The sequence below is a fragment of the Streptomyces sp. 5K101 genome, assembly GCF_046506645.1.
Classification (GTDB): Bacteria; Actinomycetota; Actinomycetes; order Streptomycetales; family Streptomycetaceae; genus Streptomyces.
This window is the reverse complement of sequence record NZ_JBKFFO010000008.1, coordinates 158926-176523: the sequence shown is the minus strand read 5'-3', so window position 1 is coordinate 176523 and position 17598 is coordinate 158926. Positions and strand designations below refer to the sequence as shown.

General features: G+C 72.1%; 17 protein-coding genes, 2 tRNA genes and 1 pseudogene. 9 read left to right on the top strand and 11 right to left on the bottom strand.

Annotated features, from left to right (window positions below):
* Window positions 1-61: 61 nt before the first annotated feature.
* Both ACLB9X_RS17765 and ACLB9X_RS17760 read left to right on the top strand, forming a co-directional pair.
* Complete coding sequence (locus tag ACLB9X_RS17765) at window positions 62-1024, top strand: D-2-hydroxyacid dehydrogenase (protein WP_410361347.1); 963 nt, start codon at window positions 62-64, stop codon at window positions 1022-1024.
* Window positions 1005-2411 (top strand): amidase, encoded by a 1407-nt coding sequence (locus ACLB9X_RS17760; RefSeq protein ID WP_410361346.1) that lies wholly within the window; start codon window positions 1005-1007, stop codon window positions 2409-2411. The genes ACLB9X_RS17765 and ACLB9X_RS17760 overlap by 20 nt, the downstream gene beginning before the upstream one ends.
* A 158-nt stretch (window positions 2412-2569) precedes the next feature.
* Here ACLB9X_RS17760 and ACLB9X_RS17755 read toward each other — a convergent pair whose 3' ends face one another.
* Window positions 2570-3058, bottom strand: coding sequence for a DUF3830 family protein (locus tag ACLB9X_RS17755; RefSeq protein ID WP_410361345.1), 489 nt, complete (start codon window positions 3056-3058; stop codon window positions 2570-2572).
* A 69-nt stretch (window positions 3059-3127) separates the two neighbouring features.
* Here ACLB9X_RS17755 and ehuB point away from each other — a divergent pair, with 69 nt between their 5' ends.
* The 6 genes from ehuB to ACLB9X_RS17725 all read left to right on the top strand — a co-directional run bounded on the left by ehuB (window position 3128) and on the right by ACLB9X_RS17725 (window position 7215).
* The gene (ehuB, locus tag ACLB9X_RS17750; RefSeq protein WP_410361344.1) at window positions 3128-3985 is read left to right on the top strand and encodes an ectoine/hydroxyectoine ABC transporter substrate-binding protein EhuB; all 858 of its coding nucleotides are present in this window, start codon (window positions 3128-3130) and stop codon (window positions 3983-3985) included.
* A complete protein-coding gene (gene ehuC, locus ACLB9X_RS17745; RefSeq protein ID WP_410361343.1) occupies window positions 3982-4722 on the top strand; it encodes an ectoine/hydroxyectoine ABC transporter permease subunit EhuC in 741 nt (246 codons plus the stop codon). The genes ehuB and ehuC overlap by 4 nt, the downstream gene beginning before the upstream one ends.
* Window positions 4719-5369 carry an ectoine/hydroxyectoine ABC transporter permease subunit EhuD gene (gene ehuD / locus ACLB9X_RS17740; protein ID WP_410361341.1) on the top strand — a complete coding sequence of 217 codons (651 nt, stop codon included), beginning with the start codon at window positions 4719-4721 and terminating at the stop codon, window positions 5367-5369. Before ehuC ends, ehuD begins: the two co-directional genes overlap by 4 nt.
* Window positions 5359-6123: an ectoine/hydroxyectoine ABC transporter ATP-binding protein EhuA gene (ehuA, locus tag ACLB9X_RS17735; protein WP_410361340.1), complete on the top strand. Its 765-nt coding sequence runs from the start codon at window positions 5359-5361 to the stop codon at window positions 6121-6123. Before ehuD ends, ehuA begins: the two co-directional genes overlap by 11 nt.
* A gap of 166 nt (window positions 6124-6289) precedes the next feature.
* Window positions 6290-7048, top strand: coding sequence for an IclR family transcriptional regulator (locus ACLB9X_RS17730; protein WP_410361339.1), 759 nt, complete (start codon window positions 6290-6292; stop codon window positions 7046-7048).
* 93 nt (window positions 7049-7141) lie between these two features.
* Window positions 7142-7215, top strand: a tRNA-Lys gene (locus ACLB9X_RS17725).
* 168 nt (window positions 7216-7383) lie between these two features.
* Here ACLB9X_RS17725 and ACLB9X_RS17720 read toward each other — a convergent pair.
* The 3 genes from ACLB9X_RS17720 to ACLB9X_RS17710 all read right to left on the bottom strand — a co-directional run bounded on the left by ACLB9X_RS17720 (window position 7384) and on the right by ACLB9X_RS17710 (window position 10678).
* Complete coding sequence (locus ACLB9X_RS17720) at window positions 7384-7971, bottom strand: lytic polysaccharide monooxygenase (protein WP_410361338.1); 588 nt, start codon at window positions 7969-7971, stop codon at window positions 7384-7386.
* 121 nt (window positions 7972-8092) lie between these two features.
* Window positions 8093-9304, bottom strand: coding sequence for an SPFH domain-containing protein (locus ACLB9X_RS17715; protein WP_410361337.1), 1212 nt, complete (start codon window positions 9302-9304; stop codon window positions 8093-8095).
* A gap of 87 nt (window positions 9305-9391) precedes the next feature.
* Window positions 9392-10678: a peptidoglycan-binding protein gene (locus ACLB9X_RS17710; RefSeq protein ID WP_410361336.1), complete on the bottom strand. Its 1287-nt coding sequence runs from the start codon at window positions 10676-10678 to the stop codon at window positions 9392-9394.
* A gap of 203 nt (window positions 10679-10881) precedes the next feature.
* On the opposite strand from ACLB9X_RS17710, the gene ACLB9X_RS17705 reads away from it, so the two are divergent.
* Window positions 10882-10955: transfer RNA gene (locus tag ACLB9X_RS17705), tRNA-Lys, on the top strand.
* An 83-nt stretch (window positions 10956-11038) separates the two neighbouring features.
* Here ACLB9X_RS17705 and ACLB9X_RS17700 read toward each other — a convergent pair.
* The 7 genes and pseudogenes from ACLB9X_RS17700 to ACLB9X_RS17670 form a co-directional block, all read right to left on the bottom strand.
* Complete coding sequence (locus ACLB9X_RS17700) at window positions 11039-11722, bottom strand: class F sortase (protein WP_410361335.1); 684 nt, start codon at window positions 11720-11722, stop codon at window positions 11039-11041.
* 1 nt (window position 11723) lies between these two features.
* Window positions 11724-12353, bottom strand: a complete 630-nt coding sequence (locus ACLB9X_RS17695; RefSeq protein WP_410361334.1) for a hypothetical protein — start codon at window positions 12351-12353, stop codon at window positions 11724-11726.
* Window positions 12354-12446: 93 nt separating this feature from the next.
* Entirely contained in the window at window positions 12447-13226 is a 780-nt protein-coding gene (locus tag ACLB9X_RS17690; protein ID WP_410361333.1) for an HAD-IIA family hydrolase, read from the bottom strand.
* A gap of 74 nt (window positions 13227-13300) precedes the next feature.
* Window positions 13301-14827, bottom strand: a complete 1527-nt coding sequence (locus tag ACLB9X_RS17685) for an alkaline phosphatase family protein (RefSeq protein WP_410361332.1) — start codon at window positions 14825-14827, stop codon at window positions 13301-13303.
* A 161-nt stretch (window positions 14828-14988) separates the two neighbouring features.
* A pseudogene (locus tag ACLB9X_RS17680) lies at window positions 14989-15438 on the bottom strand (2-aminoethylphosphonate ABC transporter substrate-binding protein); the annotation flags it as partial.
* A gap of 188 nt (window positions 15439-15626) precedes the next feature.
* On the bottom strand, window positions 15627-16400 hold the full coding sequence (locus tag ACLB9X_RS17675; RefSeq protein WP_410361331.1) for a GntR family transcriptional regulator: 774 nt from the start codon (window positions 16398-16400) through the stop codon (window positions 15627-15629).
* Between the two features lie 30 nt (window positions 16401-16430).
* On the bottom strand, window positions 16431-17471 hold the full coding sequence (locus tag ACLB9X_RS17670; protein ID WP_410361330.1) for a hypothetical protein: 1041 nt from the start codon (window positions 17469-17471) through the stop codon (window positions 16431-16433).
* Window positions 17472-17598 lie beyond the last annotated feature (127 nt).

Sequence of the window (17598 nt, the reverse complement as noted above, 5' to 3'; positions counted from 1 at the left end):
GTTCCGGTGCGAGCGTGGGTCAATCCGTACATGTGCGACGTGACGAGGTGGTCTCCGACCGATGGCCGAACCCACTCTGCTCGTGCTGAACGTGGACCCCCCGCCGCGCCTCGGCCGCCTCACCGGCAAGGTGCGGGTGGAGTACGCCGACGAGGAGACGCTCGCCGCCCGACTCCCCGAGGCGGACGTCCTGTTGGTGTGGGACTTCGCCTCCGACGCGGTCCGGCTGGCCTGGCCCGGCGAGGGTCCCCGGCCCCGGTGGGTGCACACGCCGAGCGCCGGCGTGGACCGCGTGCTGTGTCCGGAAATCGCCGCGTCCGACACCGTGGTGACCAATGCGCGTGGCATCTTCGAGCAGCCGATCGCCGAGTACGTGGCGGCGCTCGTCCTCGCCATGGCGAAGGACCTGCCGGGGACGCTGGAGCTCCAGCGCCGGCACGAGTGGCGGCACCGAGAGGGCCTCGCGCTCGCGGGCAGCCGAGCCGTGGTGGTCGGCGCCGGGCCCATCGGGCGGGCGGTCGCCGGCACCCTGCGGGCGCTCGGCGTCACCACGGCCGTCGTGGGCCGTCAGGCCCGTCCCGGCATCCACGGCGAGCGGGACCTCGACCCGCTGCTCGCCCGCGCCGACTGGGTGGTGTGCGCGGCGCCGCTCACGCAGGAGACCGCGGGGATGTTCGACGCGCGCCGCTTCGGCCTGATGCAGCCGTCGGCCCGCTTCGTCAACGTCGGCCGGGGACCGCTCGTCGTCGAGGGCGACCTCGTCGACGCCCTGCACAAGCGGTGGATCGCGGGCGCGGCCCTCGACGTCTTCGTGTCCGAGCCGCTCGCGCCGGACAGCCCGGTGTGGGACGTTCCCGGGCTGATCGTCTCCCCGCACATGAGCGGGGACACGGTCGGCTGGCGGGATCGGCTGAGCGAGCAGTTCGTCGGAATGTACGAGCTGTGGGCGGCCGGGGAGCCCCTGCCGAACGTGGTCGACAAGAAACGTGGGTACGTCCCCATGCATGACCACTCGCCTGACTGACCTCACCGCTCGTCAACTGCTGGCCGGATACGCACAGGGCGACTTCTCCCCCGTCGACGCGACCCGCGCGGCGCTGGAACGCGCCGAGAGCGTGCAGCCGCTGGTCAACGCCTTCGTCCGGATCGACGCCGATGCGGCCGTCGCCGCGGCCGAGGCGTCCGCGGAACGCTGGCGCCGGGGCGAACCCCAGGGGCTGCTCGACGGTGTGCCCGTCACCGTGAAGGACCTCGTCCTCCAGCGCGGTGTGCCCACGCTGCGCGGTTCCCTGACCGTGCGCGCGGACCGGGCGTGGGACGAGGACGCGCCGTCGGTCGCGCGGCTGCGGGAGCACGGCGCGGTGTTCCTCGCGAGGACGACGACGCCCGAGTTCGGCTGGAAGGGCGTCACGGACTCGCCGCGGCACGGCGTGACGCGCAATCCGTACGACCCCTCGCGCACTGCGGGCGGCTCCAGCGGGGGCGGCGCGGCGGCGGTGGCGCTCGGCGCGGGCCCGCTGGCGGTCGGCACGGACGGGGGCGGCTCGGTCCGCATCCCGGCCTCGTTCTGCGGGATCTTCGGCATGAAGCCGACGTACGGGCGGGTGCCGGTGTATCCGGCGAGCCCCTTCGGGAGCCTGTCCCATATCGGGCCGATGACCAGGGACGCGGCGGACGCGGCGCTCATGCTCGACGTGATGAGCGGCGAGGACTGGCGGGACTGGTCCCATCTGGGGCCGGCGCCCGAGGTCCGGCAGGGGCTCGGCGAGGGCGTGAAGGGCCTGCGGATCGCGTACTCCCCCACGCTCGGCGGTCAGGTCGCGGTCCGCCCCGCCGTCGCCTCGGCAGTACGGCGGGTGGTGGGTGCGCTGGCCGGCCTCGGCGCGTACGTCGAGGAGACCGACCCGGACCTCACGGACCCGGTCGAGGCGTTCCACACCCTGTGGTTCACCGGCGCGGCCGCGCTGGTGCAGCGCCTCGGTCCGCGCCAGCGGGAGCAGCTGGACCCGGGCCTGCGGGAGATCTGCGCCGTCGGCGCGCGGCGCAGCGCGCTGGAGTACCTGGCGGCGGTGGACGTCCGGGCGGAGCTGGGCCGGCGGATGGCGCGGTTCCACACGGCGTACGACCTGCTGGTCACGCCGACGCTGCCGTTGACGGCGTTCGAGGCCGGGGTGGAGGTCCCGGCGGGGTCGGGTCACCGTCGGTGGACGGGGTGGACGCCCTTCACGTACCCGTTCAACATGACGCAGCAGCCGGCGGCGACGGTGCCGTGCGGGCTGGACGCGGAGGGGCTGCCGATCGGCGCGCAGCTGGTGGGCCCGCGGTACGCGGACGGGCTGGTGCTACGGGCGGCCCACGCGCTGTACGAGTCGGGCGCGGTGGGGGTGCCGGGGGCGGTGGCGCTGGGGTAGGGGCGGCGGGGGTTGCGGGGGCTCCGCCCCCGGACCCCCGCGCCTCAAGCGCCGGCGGGGCTGCAATGCAGCCCGGCCGGCGCTTGAGGCCACCGCGCGAAGCGCGGTACGGGGTCCGGGGCTTGCCCCGGTTTCGGGATGGGGCGGGGTGGGGAACGTCACGCTCTCCGGAAAGAGAGCGTCTCCCCCGCCGCGCCCCCGCGCCAGAGGTCCTGGCAGGCCGAGGCCATCTCGGGCAGGCCCTCCACCACCTCGCCCCACACGATCCCCGGCACCCACCCCGTGTCCCCGTTCAGCAGCAGGTTGTTGCGCTCGTAGAACAGGGCCAGATCCACCGTCACGGGCGCCGCGCGGCTCTCGTAGCCGTACGACGACGTGCCCAGCTGCACATCGGTGAAGGTGAAGTAGCACAGGTCGCCGGGGATCGGCGTCACCGTCGGGTTCTCCAGCGGCGGTTCGTGCGGCGCGAAGGCCGGGAAAAGGGCATAGATCTCATTTCGCGCATACTTCGCGTGGTACACGTCCGCGGACAGCGGCAGCGCGTCCCACACCGCCGCGCAGGTCAGCGGGGCCTTGTCGGTCAGGAGCCGGGCGGTGCACCGCACTCCGCGCCGGTCCAGGGCAACGGTCAGGTATCGGTCGGCCATTTCCTACGCATACCCGCGAGTGACCCGGGTAGCCGCGCGCCCATGGCTCGTAGAAGACAAGCACGATCGATGAGCAGACGCTCCCTGCTGCTCGGCACCGCGGCGGCGGGCGCGTTCACCGCCGTCGGCGCCGCGGGCTGCGGCCGGGTGCCGTCCGGCGACGCGCTGGCCCGCCTGAAGTCGCAGGGCACGGTGCGCCTCGGCATCGCCGGGGAGGTGCCGTACGGCTACGTCGACGACCAGGGCGAGTTCACGGGCGAAGCGCCCGAACTCGCCCGGGTCGTCTTCCAGCGGCTCGGCGTCGACCGGGTGCAACCGGTCGCCACCGACTTCGCCTCCCTCATCCCCGGGCTGAACTCCCAGCAGTTCGACGTGGTCTCGGCCGGGATGTACATCAACAAGGAACGGTGCGCTCAGGTCGTCTTCGCCGACCCCGAATACCAGATGCTCGACGCGTTCATCGTGCGCAAGGGCAATCCGAAGAACCTGCGGACGTACGAGGACGTGGTGCGGGCGGGGGCGAGGCTGGCGACCGGTACGGGCTATGCGGAGATCGGGTACGCGGTCGCCGCCGGCATACCCGAGAAGGAGATCGTGATCCTCCAGGACCAGGTGGCCGGGCTGAACGCCGTCGAGGCCGGCCGCGTGGACGTCTTCGCCGGCACCGCGCTCACCACCCGCGAGGTGGTCCGCAAGAGCGCCCGGGCGGAGGCGACCGAGCCGTTCGCCGCGGTCGTGGACGGCAAGAAGCAGATCGACGGCGGCGGTTTCGCCTTCCGTCCCACCGACACCGAACTGCGCGACGCGTTCAACGTCGAGATCCACAAGATGAAGAAGAGCGGTGAACTCTTCCGCATCCTGAAGCCCTTCGGCTTCACGGAGAGCGAGATGACCACCCTGACTGCCGAGGAGCTGTGCACGAAATGACAGCCGGACTCTGGCAGAACTGGGTGCTCCCCGGTATCTGGATCACCGTTCAACTCCTCCTCTACAGCACCGTGCTCGCCGCGGTCGTCGCCTTCGGCGTCGGCGCGGCCCGCACGCACCGCTCGCGCACCGTCCGCTTCCTGGCGGGCGCGTACACCGAGATCTTCCGCGGGACGTCGGCACTGGTGCTGATGTTCTGGCTGTTCTTCGTCGTGCCGCCGCTCCTGGGCTGGCAGCTGGTGCCCATGTGGGCCGCGGTGCTGGCGCTCGGCCTGTCGTACGGCGCGTACGGCGCCGAGATCGTGCGCGGCGCGCTGAACGCGGTGCCCAAGGCGCAGCGCGAGGCGGGCGTCGCACTCAGCCTCACACCCTGGGAGCGGATGCGGCTGATCCTGCTGCCGCAGGCGGTGCCCGAGATGGTCCCGCCGTTCTGCAACCTGCTGATCGAGCTGCTCAAGGGCACCGCCCTGGTGTCGCTGCTCGGCGTGGGCGACGTGTCGTTCGCCGCGTACCTGGTGCGGCTCGCCACCCAGGAGAGCGCGCAGATCTACACGATCAGCCTGGTGATCTACTTCCTGCTCGCGCTCGCCGTGACCCGGTCCATGAAGGCCCTGGAGCGCAGGACGAAGCGGAACGTCGGCATCGAGACCGAGCCCGGCCTGCTGGGCGGGATGCTCCCCCGGCGCGCCGCGGCCGGGACCGCCGGCGCCACGGTGTCGGGGGGTGCGGCCAAGTGACCTGGGACTGGTCCGCGGTCGCGGACTTCATGCCACGCTTCTGGGACGGTGTGCTGGTCACCCTGCAGGTGCTGGTGCTCGGCTCGCTGATCTCGTTCACGCTCGGCCTCGTGTGGGCCATCGCCTTCCGGGCGCCGAGCCGCCTCGTGCGGTGGCCGGTGAATCTCGTCACCGAGTTCATCCGCACGACCCCGCTGCTGGTGCAGCTGTTCTTCCTGTACTTCGTGCTGCCGGAGTGGGGCATCCGGTTCTCCGCCCTGACCACCGGCACGATCGCGATCGGGCTGCACTACTCGACGTACACCGCGCAGGTCTACCGGGCCGGCATCGACGCCGTGCCGCCCGGGCAGTGGGAGGCGGCGAAGGCCCTGAGCCTGCCCGCCCACCGCACCTGGTTCGCGGTGATCCTGCCGCAGGCGGTCCGCCGGATCACCCCCGCGCTCGGCAACTACGTGATCGCGATGCTCAAGGACACTCCGCTGCTCGCCGCCATCGGCGTGCTGGAGATGCTCCAGCAGTCGCGGCTGGAGAGCGCCTCGACGTTCCAGTACACCGAGCCGCTGACCGTGATCGGTCTCGCCTTCGTCCTCATCGCCTATCCGGCTTCTCTTCTCGTACGAGCCCTGGAGCGCCGCCTTGTCCACTGACATCCACGACACCACGCCCGACGAACTGATCCGGTTCGAGAACGTCACCAAGAGATTCGGCGACACCACGGTCCTCGACGACCTCTGCTTCTCGGTGAGGTCCGGCAAGCACGTCACCCTGATCGGCCCGTCCGGCTCCGGGAAGACGACGATCCTGCGCCTGTTGATGACGCTGGAGTCGCCCGACGAGGGCACGATCCAGGTGAACGGCAGCCGGCTGTTCCCGGCCGCCGAGAAGGAGCGCCGCGAGGCGCGCAAGAAGATCGGCATGGTCTTCCAGCAGTTCAACCTGTTCCCGAACATGACCGTGCTGCGCAACATCACCGAGGCGCCGGTGCGGGTGCTCGGCCTGTCCAAGGACGAGGCCGAGACACGGGCCCGGGAGCTGCTGGACCTGGTGGGTCTCGGCGACCGGGCCGACGCGAAGCCGACGCAGCTGTCCGGCGGCCAGCAGCAGCGGGTGGCGATCGCCCGCGCGCTGGCGATGCGGCCGCAGGTGCTGCTGCTCGACGAGGTGACCTCGGCACTCGACCCCGAGCTGGTGGCCGGCGTGCTGGATCTGCTGCGGGACATCGCGCGCACGACGGACATCACGATGGTGTGCGTCACGCACGAGATGAGCTTCGCCCGGGACATCTCCGACGATGTCCTGATGTTCGATTCCGGCAAGGTCATCGAGTCGGGTCCGCCGGAAAAAATCTTCTCCGAGCCGGAGCACGAACGCACGCGCGAATTCCTCGGCGCGGTGCTCTGACCATTCACTCCGCCGCACAGGTGTGACCGTGGCATATGCCAAGGTCAGGCGCTCCAGCGTATGCCGCTGGGGCGCCGCATCCTTTACGCCAACAGCCCATCCTCAAACGGCTCTTGGCCGCTATCGTGGTACGGAAGCTTGCGGTCACAACCTTCTAGGGGGAACCGTGGCGCTGAAGCCCGAGCCGACCGCGCCGTTCCACTCGGTGCAATACGTCTTGCGCGTCCTGGAGACGGTCTCCAAGCACGGTGGGGGCGTCACCGACGTCCAGATCGCCCGCGAGACCGGCCTGCCCACCGGTCATCTCGCTTCCATGCTGGTTATGCTCCGTCGCGAGGGCTATGTCGAGCAGGTTGCGGACGGGGCGTATGTGATCGGCGACTCGCTGTTCCTGCTCGGCTCCGGCGCCACCCGCAAGGAGGCCCTGGAGGCCAAGCTCCAGGAGACCCTGACCCAGCTGCGCGATTCGGTGGGCGCCGCCGTCTACATCAGCCGCTACATCGACGGCGAGGTCAAGATCACCCAGTTCGCCGACGGCCCGCGCACGCCGAGGGTCAATGAGTGGGTGGACTTCCGCTCGGCCGCTCACGCCAGCGCCGTCGGCAAGTGCCTGCTCACCCAGCTCGACGTGAACGGCCGCCGCGACCACCTCTCGCGTCACAAGATCACGCGCCTGACCTCGCGGACGATCACCAGCGAGCGGCTGCTCTTCTCGAAGCTGGACGCCCAGCCGCCGACGGTCCCCGTCCTCGACCTGCAGGAGTACGCGGTGGGCACAGTCTGCGCCGCGGTGCCGTTGACGGCGGGCTCCGCCGTGGGCTGCCTGGCGCTGTCCCTGCCGATCGAGCACGCCCACCGCCTGCGCTCGGCGGCGGACGCGCTCAACCGCAAGGCCGCTCCGGTGGTGCTCTCGCTGGCCATCTAGGGGCCCGGACGGCCGTCGTCCCGGGTGGTCGGGAGCACCCTTTGGGACCAGGTACTATTAATGAGTCAGCCGCTCCGAGCGGCAGGCAAAGAGGCGCCGCTAGCTCAGTTGGTTAGAGCAGCTGACTCTTAATCAGCGGGTCCGGGGTTCGAGTCCCTGGCGGCGCACCCACAGCGAAGTCCCCTCGCCCAAGGCGAGGGGACTTCGTCGTGCTCAGGCCACGGACGCGCCGGCCGGCGACGCCGTCACGCCGAGGACGGCCACCGCGTGACAGTACGTCGCGACTGTCGCAGTGCGTGAGGTGCGCGTCGCGCCCGGGTGCCGGGGCGCCCGCGTCAGAACTGGACGTCGGAGCAGGCGTAGAACGCGTTGGCTGTGTCGTGGACGGTCCATACCGCCAGGATCAGGTGACGGCCGCTGCGCTGCGGCAGGTTGCCGGAGTGGGAGAGCGTCGCCGGCGGCTGCTGACCGCCGTAGGGGACGGTCAGGAAGGGCTGCGACTCCAGGGCGGCCCTGGTCAGCGGCTGGCTGGGGTTCCAACCGGCCTTGGTGATGAAGTACTTGAAGTCGGTGGTGCGGTGCCGGGCGGTGAACTGCCACCGGAAGGTGTAGTTCTGGCCGGAGCTGACCCTGGTGGTGGGCCAGGCACCGCCCCGCGGGTCGTCGAGCTGCGCGAACTGCGACAGGCCCGCCGAGCAGATCCTGCCGTCGGCGGGGCCCGCGGCGGGGAAGCCCTTGGGGCCCTCGACGCTCTGCGGTTCCCACTGGATGGGACCGCAGTTGCTCACGGTGCCGTTGGCACAGAGCTTCTGGCGGCTGATGGGTGAGTCGGTGTAGCCGTGGCTGCTTGCGCTGCCGGTGGCGAGCAGGGTGGCGCCCGTCACGGCGAGGCCGACCACGGCCGCACCTATTTTCTTTCGCATGCTGGCTCCAGGAAGAACGTGGGGGAGTTCTGTGGGACGTGCGGCACGCGTGCAGGTAGTACCTGTTCCGGTCTAGACCAAGTTCCAATGTATTGACGCGCGTTCGTCATGTCCAGACCAATCACGAGGGGCGGTGCCACCCGTCCGCGCCCACGCTCCGGCCCGTGTAGAAGGCAACGGTCAGGTCCTTCACCAGCGCCTTGCGCTCGTAGTCGTCCGGGTCGATGAGACCCCGGCCGGTGAGCCGGTTCACCGTGTCGTCCACGGCGTCGACCACGGCCGTGAGGACGTCGTCACGGTGGCGTGCGTCGATCGCCGCGATCCGGCGGCGCTGCACGGCCTGCGCCACCTCGGGCGCGTAGTCGATCGCCGTCGGCCGGACCGCGAAGATCTCGATGCCCACCGGGGCGCACTCGGCCGCGAGGGCCTTCGTCAGCGTGGCCCCGGTCGTCTCGGTGTCGCGCAGCGTGGGGCCCGCTTCCCCGGCGGGGGCCGCCGCGTCGTAGACAGAGGGAGCGTCGGCGGGCAGCTGCGAGAACACCCGGGCGGTGACCGCCTCGATCTGCTCCCTGAGGTACGTCTCGTGGTCCTCGACACCGAGCACCGCCCGCGCGGCGTCCTTGACCCGCCACACGACGAGCACCACCACCCGCAGTGGCGTCCCCTCGGCGTCGCGGGCGGGCAGCGGCTCGCTGCGCCAGTGCCGCAGCCGTACGTCGACGCGGCGGCGCAGCACCAGCGGGCTCATCCACACCAGCCCCGTACGGCGCACGCTGCCGTGGTAGTCGCCGAAGAGGGTGAGGACCCAGGCGTGGCCGACGGTCCCGCGACCGAGTCCGCCGAGCCCGAACAGCGCGAGCAGGACCCCGAGGGCGAGCAGGCACCACAGGTCGATGCCGATGCCGCCGTACGGCGGTGGTCTTCTTCCGAACAGGGCCCCGAACACGTCCGGCACGGCCCCCGTCCCCCACAGCACCGCGCCGATCCCGGCGAGCGAGCAGGTCCCGGCGACGAGCCCGATCCAGCCGGGCAGCACGGGGCCGGGACGCTCGGCCAGCGACGGGTCGACGGGCGGCACGGGGCCCTCAGGAGCCGCCGGCGCCGGTGCCGGCGCAGGCGCCGCAGGCGGCGGGGTGGACCGGCCGATCCTCGGCTGCTCGCCGGTGCCCTGCCGCCGGGACACCACGGCGGGCCTGACGTCCGAAGGCGGTGTGAGCGGCCGGTTCTCGTCCCGGAAGAGCAGGTGCACCGGGATCTCGGTCGTGGTCTCGGCCGCGATGACGGGGTTGCGCCGCTGGCCGTCGGACGGGGCGGTGCCCTCCGGCTCGGACATCGTGCTGTTCATTGCCGCCTCGGCTTTCGCTCATTGCTCGTGTCGGCTCGTACGCGTGACGGATCGGGGGCGGGAGCGGCCCGCCGGTCAGCCGGCGGCGAAGAGCCGCCGCCAGGTGTCGGGGCCCGGGTAACCGTCGGCCTCGGCGCCCCGCCAGCCCTGGGCGAGCTGGAACGCCGCGGTGGCACGCCGGTCGGCCTCGGACCAGTGGGGCGAGGGGCCCGAGGGGTAGTACCTGCCGTAACCGCGCTGAATCAGCTGCCGGCCGAGCCGGGTGACGTGCTCGCCGGACCGGCCCGGCTGGAACTGGTCGCGCCCGGGGAAGGCGGGCACGCCGGCCCTCAAGCCGTGGGTGGCTTCGGCCGGGATGTCCTTGCCCTGCCCCTTCGCCAGCAGCCGCCATGTGTGGGGCCCGGGCAGTCCGTTCGCCTCGGCGCCCCGCCAGCCCTGGGCGAGCTGGAACGCCTCGGTGGCACGCCGGTCGGCCTCGGACCAGTGCGGTCCGGGCGCGTCGGGGTAGAAACGTCCGGCGCCGCGCGCGATCAGCATCTCCCTGAGCCGGGTGACGTACTTGTTGGCGGCGCCGGGGCCGAAGGAGGCATGCCCCGGGTAGGGCGTGAAGGGGCTCTGGGAGCCCTCCGTCGTCGCCGAGGCGACGACGCCCTTGTAGCGGTAGGCGACGTAGCTCGCGGAGTGGTTCCAGTACGCCATGGGCGTGGCCTGCTTGCGGGTGTGCGGCTTGGTCTGCTCGTACGCGATGTAGTAGGAGTGCGTGTAGTCGGTCCAGCCGCCGAAGATCGTGACGTGCGAACCCTTCGTCGGGTCGGCCGGGTTGTGGAAGAGCAGGATGTCGCCGGGCTGCAGGTCTTCGCGGGGGATGCGGTGGCCGAAGTCGGCGAGGCTGCCGGTCCACTCGTTGCTCGCCAGGTTCCAGGCCATCGAGACGTAGCCGGAGCAGTCCTGGCGGTAGCCGTCGGACCAGTACGCCGACATGCTGTACGGCACCTTCGCGCCGACCCACTTCTTCGCACGATTGATGATCTGTGCCCGGGTCGAGGTCCGCAGGACGGGCTTCCCCGGGGCGGGCTTGCCCGACGGCCTGTGCAGCGGGCCCGCGGCCCCTTGTTCGGTCGGCGGCGGCCCGGGGTCGGAGGAGGGCGCGGACCGCGCGGCCGCGGGGGCGTGACCGGCTGCCGCCGCCGTCCCCGCGCCCGCGCCGCTGAGAACCACCCCGATGGCGGTGACCAGCACCAGCACGCGGCGGCAGCCGAGGGCGGACGGATGTGCTGTGACTGCGAGCGCCCTGCGCCGGTGAACGCATCCGGCGCAGTCGCAGTCACCGGGCTCGTACTCCTCGAAGACCGGCACGGCCATTGATGTCCCCTCCGCAGCTGCGGTCGACAAGATTTTCTGACGGCGCTTCACGGGCGTCGGCGTCCCAATTGTCCCGACTTGAGGCATTTTGACCGATAGGGCGTGGGAAACCGATGATCCGACAGGCCGGGCGCGGCGGCGGAGCCTTGGTGCTCCGGCGCGGAGCACCCCCGGACGTCGGGTAGAGTTCTCCAGGTCAGCAGGCGCCGCTAGCTCAGTTGGTTAGAGCAGCTGACTCTTAATCAGCGGGTCCGGGGTTCGAGTCCCTGGCGGCGCACCGACACACAAGGCCCCTCGTCCGGCGGACGAGGGGCCTTGTGCTTTTCGTCCGCCCGGCCGGGGGCGGGCGGCGTCGCGTCGCTAGCGCGTGCCCGTCAGGTACGCGGAGACGACGACGTTGGCCGTGTAGCTGCCGGTCGCCGGGTCGAAGGCGCCGCCGCAGGTGATCAGGCGCAGCTCGGCGCGCCCCTCCTCACGGGGCCCGTAGACCGCGCGCGCGTCGAACCGATCGCCGGCGAAGACGCGCACGTCGTCCACGGTGAACTCGGTGATCCTGCCGTCGGCCCCCGTCACCCGGATCCGTTCGCCGGGCCTGGCCGCGCTCAGGCCGTAGAAGACGGCGGGCCGCGTCTCGGTGTCCACGTGGCCGACGAACAGCGCCGCGCCCCGCTCGCCGGGCCGCGCGCCGCCGCCGTACCAGCCCACGGTGTCCGGCGTCTCGAAGGACGGCGGCGCGACGGCGCCCCGCTCGTCGAGACCGCGCACGACGACGGGGGCGGAGATGTCGAGGGCGGGCATCTCGACATGGCGTGGTTCGGCGGCGTCGAGCGGGGCGTGCGCGGGGGCCCTCGGGACACCGGGCGGACGGCCGACCGCCGCCATGTCCCCCGTGGTGAGCGCCGCCCGGCCGGCCGCTCCGCCGGGGGCGCCACCGCCCCAGAGCCACAGGACGAGCACGAGGAACGCCCACAGCACGCCGACGACCGCCCGGACGGTGCCCGAGCCGCCGGTGCCGGGCCGGGTGCGCGGCCGTGTGCCGGACATCTCAGTCGGAGTCCGCACGACGGCGGCGGACGTTGCGGACGCTGCGGACGCTGCGGACGCTGCGGACGGCGACCACGACGGCGGCGGCGCCCGCGAGCACCAGGCCGATCACCGTCTGGGTGGAGCTGGGGCCGGCGTCCTCGGGGTCGACGGCGGCGACGGGCGCGGCAACCGCCATGGTGCCGCCGCCGCCCGCGCGGACGGGCGCCACGGGGGACGCGGGCGGCGACGCTTTCACGGGCTCGGCGGCTCCCGACAGCCGGCCCACGACCCGGAGGCGGCCGGCGGAGGGGTACTCCCGGCCGTCGCAGCGGACGCGCACGTCGTAGGTGCCGGTCGAGACGTCCGGCCGCACCTTCGCCGCACCGATCAGTCCGCGCGAACCGAGCCGGGCCGTCAGCTTCGCGTCCGCGACGAAGACGTCGGATCGCGCGGTGGCGGTCGAGTCCGTGCAGCCGGTGGCGCTGATCCCGACCTTCCCTCCGGAAGCGGTCGTGGCGGGGGCGAGGATCGCTTTGGCGGAGTCGTCGGCAGCCGCCGCCGTAGCGGAAGCGAGCATCAGCGCGGCCGCCGCCGTAGCGGGGGCCAGGATCAGCGCGGCGGAACGGAGAGCTATGGAACCTGCACGCATCGTGAACCTCCTGATAGGCCAAGAGTCACGCGCGTGGGCCGATCCCGCATCCGCAGAGGTGGTCGCCCGGCCCCGAAGGGGCCTGTGACCTGCCTAGACGCGGTCCACCAGGTCGGCGATCGAGTCGACGACCTTCGACGGCCGGAAGGGGTACTGCTCCACCGCCGCGGGCGTCGTGGACCCGGTGAGCACCAGGAAGGTCTGCATGCCGGCCTCCAGGCCCGCGAGCACGTCGGTGTCCATGCGGTCGCCGATCATGGCGCTGGTCTCGGAGTGCGCGCCGATCGCGTTGAGCCCGGTCCGCATCATCAGCGGGTTGGGCTTGCCCGCGAAGTAGGGCTCCTTGCCGGTCGCCTTGGTGATCAGCGCCGCGACGGAGCCGGTCGCCGGCAGCGGGCCCTCGGTGGAGGGTCCGGTGTTGTCCGGGTTGGTGCAGATGAACCGGGCGCCCGCGTTGATCAGCCGGATCGCCTTGGTCAGCGACTCGAAGCTGTACGTGCGCGTCTCGCCGAGCACGACGTAGTCCGGCTCGTGGTCGGTGAGCACGTAGCCGATGTCGTGCAGCGCCGTCGTCAGGCCCGCCTCGCCGATGACGTACGCGGTGCCGCCGGGGCGCTGGTCGTCGAGGAACTGCGCGGTGGCGAGCGCCGAGGTCCAGATGTTCTCGACCGGCACGTCGAGGCCCATGCGGGCGAGCCGGGCGTGCAGGTCGCGCGCCGTGTAGATGGAGTTGTTGGTGAGCACCAGGAACGGCTTCCCGGTCTCCCGCAGCTTCTTGATGAAGGCATCCGCGCCCGGGATCGGTACGCCCTCGTGGATGAGGACACCGTCCATGTCGGTGAGCCAGGACTCGATCGGCTTGCGCTCTGCCATGTGGCGGACTCCTGCCGTGCATACGTGCGTGCTGGGGGCGCCGCGACAGCACTGTGGCGACGCCCCCAGCCTAATCAGGAAGCCTGGATCCTGACCCCGTCGATCACCCAGTACCAGTTGTTGGAACCGGTGTAGCGGAAGCGGAAACTCACGTTGGAGGCGCCCGCGGGCACGTTCACCGAGAGGGACTGCGGCTGGGACAGGACGTCGGCGGTGTAGCTCTTGACCACGGTCGGCGTACCGCCGTTGAAGGAGGCGAGGACCTGCGCGGTCTGGCTGCCCTCCTGCCGGTAGAGCGTGGTGAAGGAGAGGACCGCCCTGCTCGCGCCGGAGACGTCGTACGCGGGGCTGACCAGCGTCGAGTCGTACGTGCCGGAGAAGGACGTGTCCGCCCACTCGTCGGAGTCGGCGACCGCGAAGACGCCGCGCGAGCGGACGTTGAGCTCACGGGACTGGCCGGCCTGCGTCCGGGACCAGAACTCGTCGGTGGCGAAGGCCCAGCCGCGCCACTCGGTCACGCCGCCCGTGCCCATCGCGTTGTTGATGACGGACCAGCCGCTGGGCGGGGTGTGCGTGAAGCCGATGACCCCGGCGGGGATGCCGGTCTCGTCGACCCTCGGCGAGAGCGCGGAGTACAGGGTGTCGAAGGGGTCGGCCGAGCGCTCCTGGATCGGCTTGCCGTCCAGGCCCCAGGCCGGGTCCGGGTCGATGCCGAGCTGCTTGTAGACGGTCGCGGCGACGTCGACGAGCCGGGTGTCCACCGGCCGCGCACCGGCGGCGATGCCGGGGCCCTGGGCGAGGACGAAGGTGCGCCGCTCCTCGATGGCGCTGCCGCCGTGACCGCCGGCGTCGAGGTGGCCGTGGTCGGTGGCGACGACGACGGTCCAGCGCTCCTGGGCGTAGGTCGGGCGCGCCTTGATCGCCGCCCACAGGCGGCCCACGTACGCGTCCTGGACGTCGATGGCGTCGAGGTACGCCGTGCTCCGGGCACCGGAGTTGTGGCCGACGATGTCGGTCTGGCCGAAGTAGACGAAGAGGACGTCCGGGTTCTGGTGGCGCAGGATCGATTCGGTCTCGGCGGCGATGGTGGCGTCGTGTCCGGTGTAGCCGTCGCGGTCGCCGTCCAGGACGAGTTTGGCGTCGGCGCCCGGCGTGACCGTGCCCTGGCTGTCGAGGGGCTTCCAGTCGACGGCGGCGTACGTCGACAGCTCGGGCCGCACCTGGGCGAGGCGGGCCAGGAAGCCGGGGTAGCGAGTGTAGTTCTTGCCGGCGAACGAGTTGTCCTTGACGCCGTGCTTGTCGGGCCAGACGCCGGTCGAGATCGTCGACCAGCCGGGGCCGGAGGAGGTGGCGGCCATCGGCGAGGCGTACAGCAGGGAGAGACCGTACGTGCCGTTCGCCATCATCGCCTTGAGGTGCTGCGCTTTCGCGGCGTCGATCCGGTCGTGGCGCAGGCCGTCCATGCCGATCACGAGCACCTTGTCCGTGCTGGTGCCGTTCGGGAAAGCCGGGGCGGCCGCGGCGAGGGTGGTGGCGGCTGCCGCGGCGGTGGCGGCGCCCGCGGCGAGGACGGTGCGGCGGGAGATGCCGTCGATCGGCATGGATTCCTCCGTCGAGAGGTCGGCGTTCGAGAGGTCGGCGTTCGTCGGGAAGGTGGAGGTGGCACACGCGCGCCAACGCCCCTGGAAATACAGGGGCGTTGGTCCGTACCCGTTATCTTTTCGCTACCTGGCGACGGTCGCCAGAGCCGTGCGGTGAACTCTCAGCTACCCGTCGCGGACTTCCACGCGTCGATGTACGCGGGGAGGTTCTTGTCGACGTCCTTCCAATCCGGCTCGAAGACCTCGACGCCCTCCAGGAGCTTCGCGAGCTCGATCGCGTTGGCGTCGACCGGCTTGACATCCTTGCGGGCCGGGAAGCCGCCGCCGATCTCGCTGACCTGCTTCTGGGCCTGCTCGGCGAGCATGAAGTCGAGCAGCTTCTTCCCGTTGGCGGTGTGCGGGGCGTCCGCGACGAGGCCGGCGGCGTAGGGCAGGGCGAACGTGGTCGGCTTGCCGCCCTCCTTCGCGGGGAACCAGATGCCCAGGTTGGGCATGGACGCGGACTGCGCGAAGTTCATCTGGACGTCGCCGTTGGCGACCAGCAGCTCGCCCTTGTCGACCTTGGGCGCGAGCTTGGATGTGGACGACGAGGGGCCGATGTTGTTGGCCTGGGCTTCACGGAAGCCGACGGCGGGCACGCGGCCACCGATGCCCTCCCACACCCGGAACGGTTGTGGGGGACGGTGACCCGCAAGGGGCCCGGCGGCGACGGAACGGTGAACGGCCCGTCCAACCTGGCCTAGACCCGTTACCTTCTCGTGATCTCACCCGAGGGTGCCGGGCCCGTCGGCGGGCGGCGTCAGCCGCCGGACGGCTGCGCCGCGAGGTGGGTGGTGAAGCTGAAGCGGTCGCCGCGGTAGAGCGTGCGGACGCGCTCCAGCGGCGTCCCGTGCGTGTCCCGGGACAGGCGATGGATGAGCAGCATCGGCAGCGCGGGCGGTGCCCCTATCAGCAGCGCCTCGCGCGGGGTTGCGAGCACCGTCTCGATCCGCTCGTCCGCGTCGCCGAAGGTGATGCCGAGCCGGTCGCGCAGATAGGCGTAGAAGGAGGAGTCGGGGTCGAAGTCGGTGCCCAGATCCGGTACGCGCGCCACCGCGACGTACGTGCTCTCCAGCCCCACCCGCTCGTCGTCCGCGAGCAGCACCCGCTCCATGTGCCACACGGGCTCTCCCGGCTCCGCGCCGATCTCGGGGGCGAGGGCGGCGGAGCAGGGAAAGCGGTCCAGCGTGATCAGGTTGCGGACCGGCCTGCGGCCCTGCCGCCGTACGCCCTCGGTGTAGCTCGCCAGCGACAGCGGCTGCTCCAGCTTGGGCCCGGCGACGACCGTGCCGCGGCCCTGCCGGCGCAGGCGCCCCTCCAGCAGCAGCTCGCGCAGCGCCTGACGGACCGTCTCGCGCGAGACCTCGTAGCGCACGGCGAGATCGCGCTCGGTGGGCAGCAGCCCGCCCTCGCCCAGTTCGTCCATCACCTGGGAGATGCGGGCCTTGACGGCGTAGTACTTGGGGATGCGGCCGTGCTCCGGAATGCCGGAGCGGACGGGGGCGCCGGGTGCCTGGTCGTTCGGGTAGTCCACCTGAGGATGCTTGCAGACGTGGTTGAACGCTCAGCGTCGGCGTGCCCCGCAGCGGCGGGACACCAGGACCACCAGTCCGGTGCCGATCGCGATGACTGAGCCCGCGACGGCGACGCGGACGGCGGTCCCGTAGCCGGTGGCGGCGAGGTTGTCGGGGGGACGGGCGAGGACCGGGCCCTCGGGGGCCTCCGTGACGTCGAAGCGGTAGTCGCCCGACGCGCCGACCCAGTCGCCGTCGCCGCCCGTGCGCTGCACGACGGCGGCGTTGACGGTGACGGTGTTGGGCGCGGTGCCGGCGGCGAGCGCGAGGCGGACCTTGACGGTGACGGTCTTCCCGGCCGGTACGACGAAGCCGCGGAAGCCGTCGTCGAAGGCGCCGACGATCTCGTCCTCGCTGGTGCCCTCCAGCGTGACGGGCCGCCAGCGTCCGGCGTCCTCGTCGCGGAACTGGACGTCGACCTTGTCGGCGGTGAGGCCGGGGCCGCGGCCGGTGAGGACGACCACGGGGTGGATGCGGTGGCACAACTCCCGTGTGGTGTTGGTGAGATCGAGCGCGACGTTCTGGAATCCGCCTCCGGGGTGGACGGTGCGCGGGCCGCCGTGGATCCGCGTGCGGATGGGGAAGTCGGGGTCGGCGGCGTTGCCGCAGGTGGGCTGCTGATCGGCGGGCAGCTCCCCGGCCCGGTCGTCCCCGACGCGAGGGGCACCGGGGGGCCCGCCGGCCGGTCCGGCACCGGCACCGGCCTGCGCGGGGGCGCCGGCGGCGCCGCTCCCGGCCGCCGCCCGCAGGGCGGCCGGGGACAAGGTGGCCGGGGCGCGCCGGGCGGCCTCCGCCGCGCGCCGGCTCTCTGCCGCCGACGCGATCCCGGCGGCGTGACCGGCCGACCCGAGCGCCGGGGCGGACACCGTCGCGTGGACGCCCGCGCCCGTCGCACTCACGGTGGTCAGGGCCTCCGCCGGAGCGGCCTCCGCCGCGCGATGGGCGGCGGAGGCCGCGAGGGCGGTCGCGGAGGGCACGGCCGTCAGCGCCGCTGTCGCGGCTGTGAGGGCGAGGGCGTTGCGCAGTCGCATGAGGGGCCTTTGCTTGCTGGCGTACCGCCGGGACACCCGCGCCGTGGCGCAGGCTCAGCCATCGTCGCCCGTGCCGGTCCACGGCGTACGGTCGCGTACCGCCGAACAGCGGCCCCGCACCCCTCCC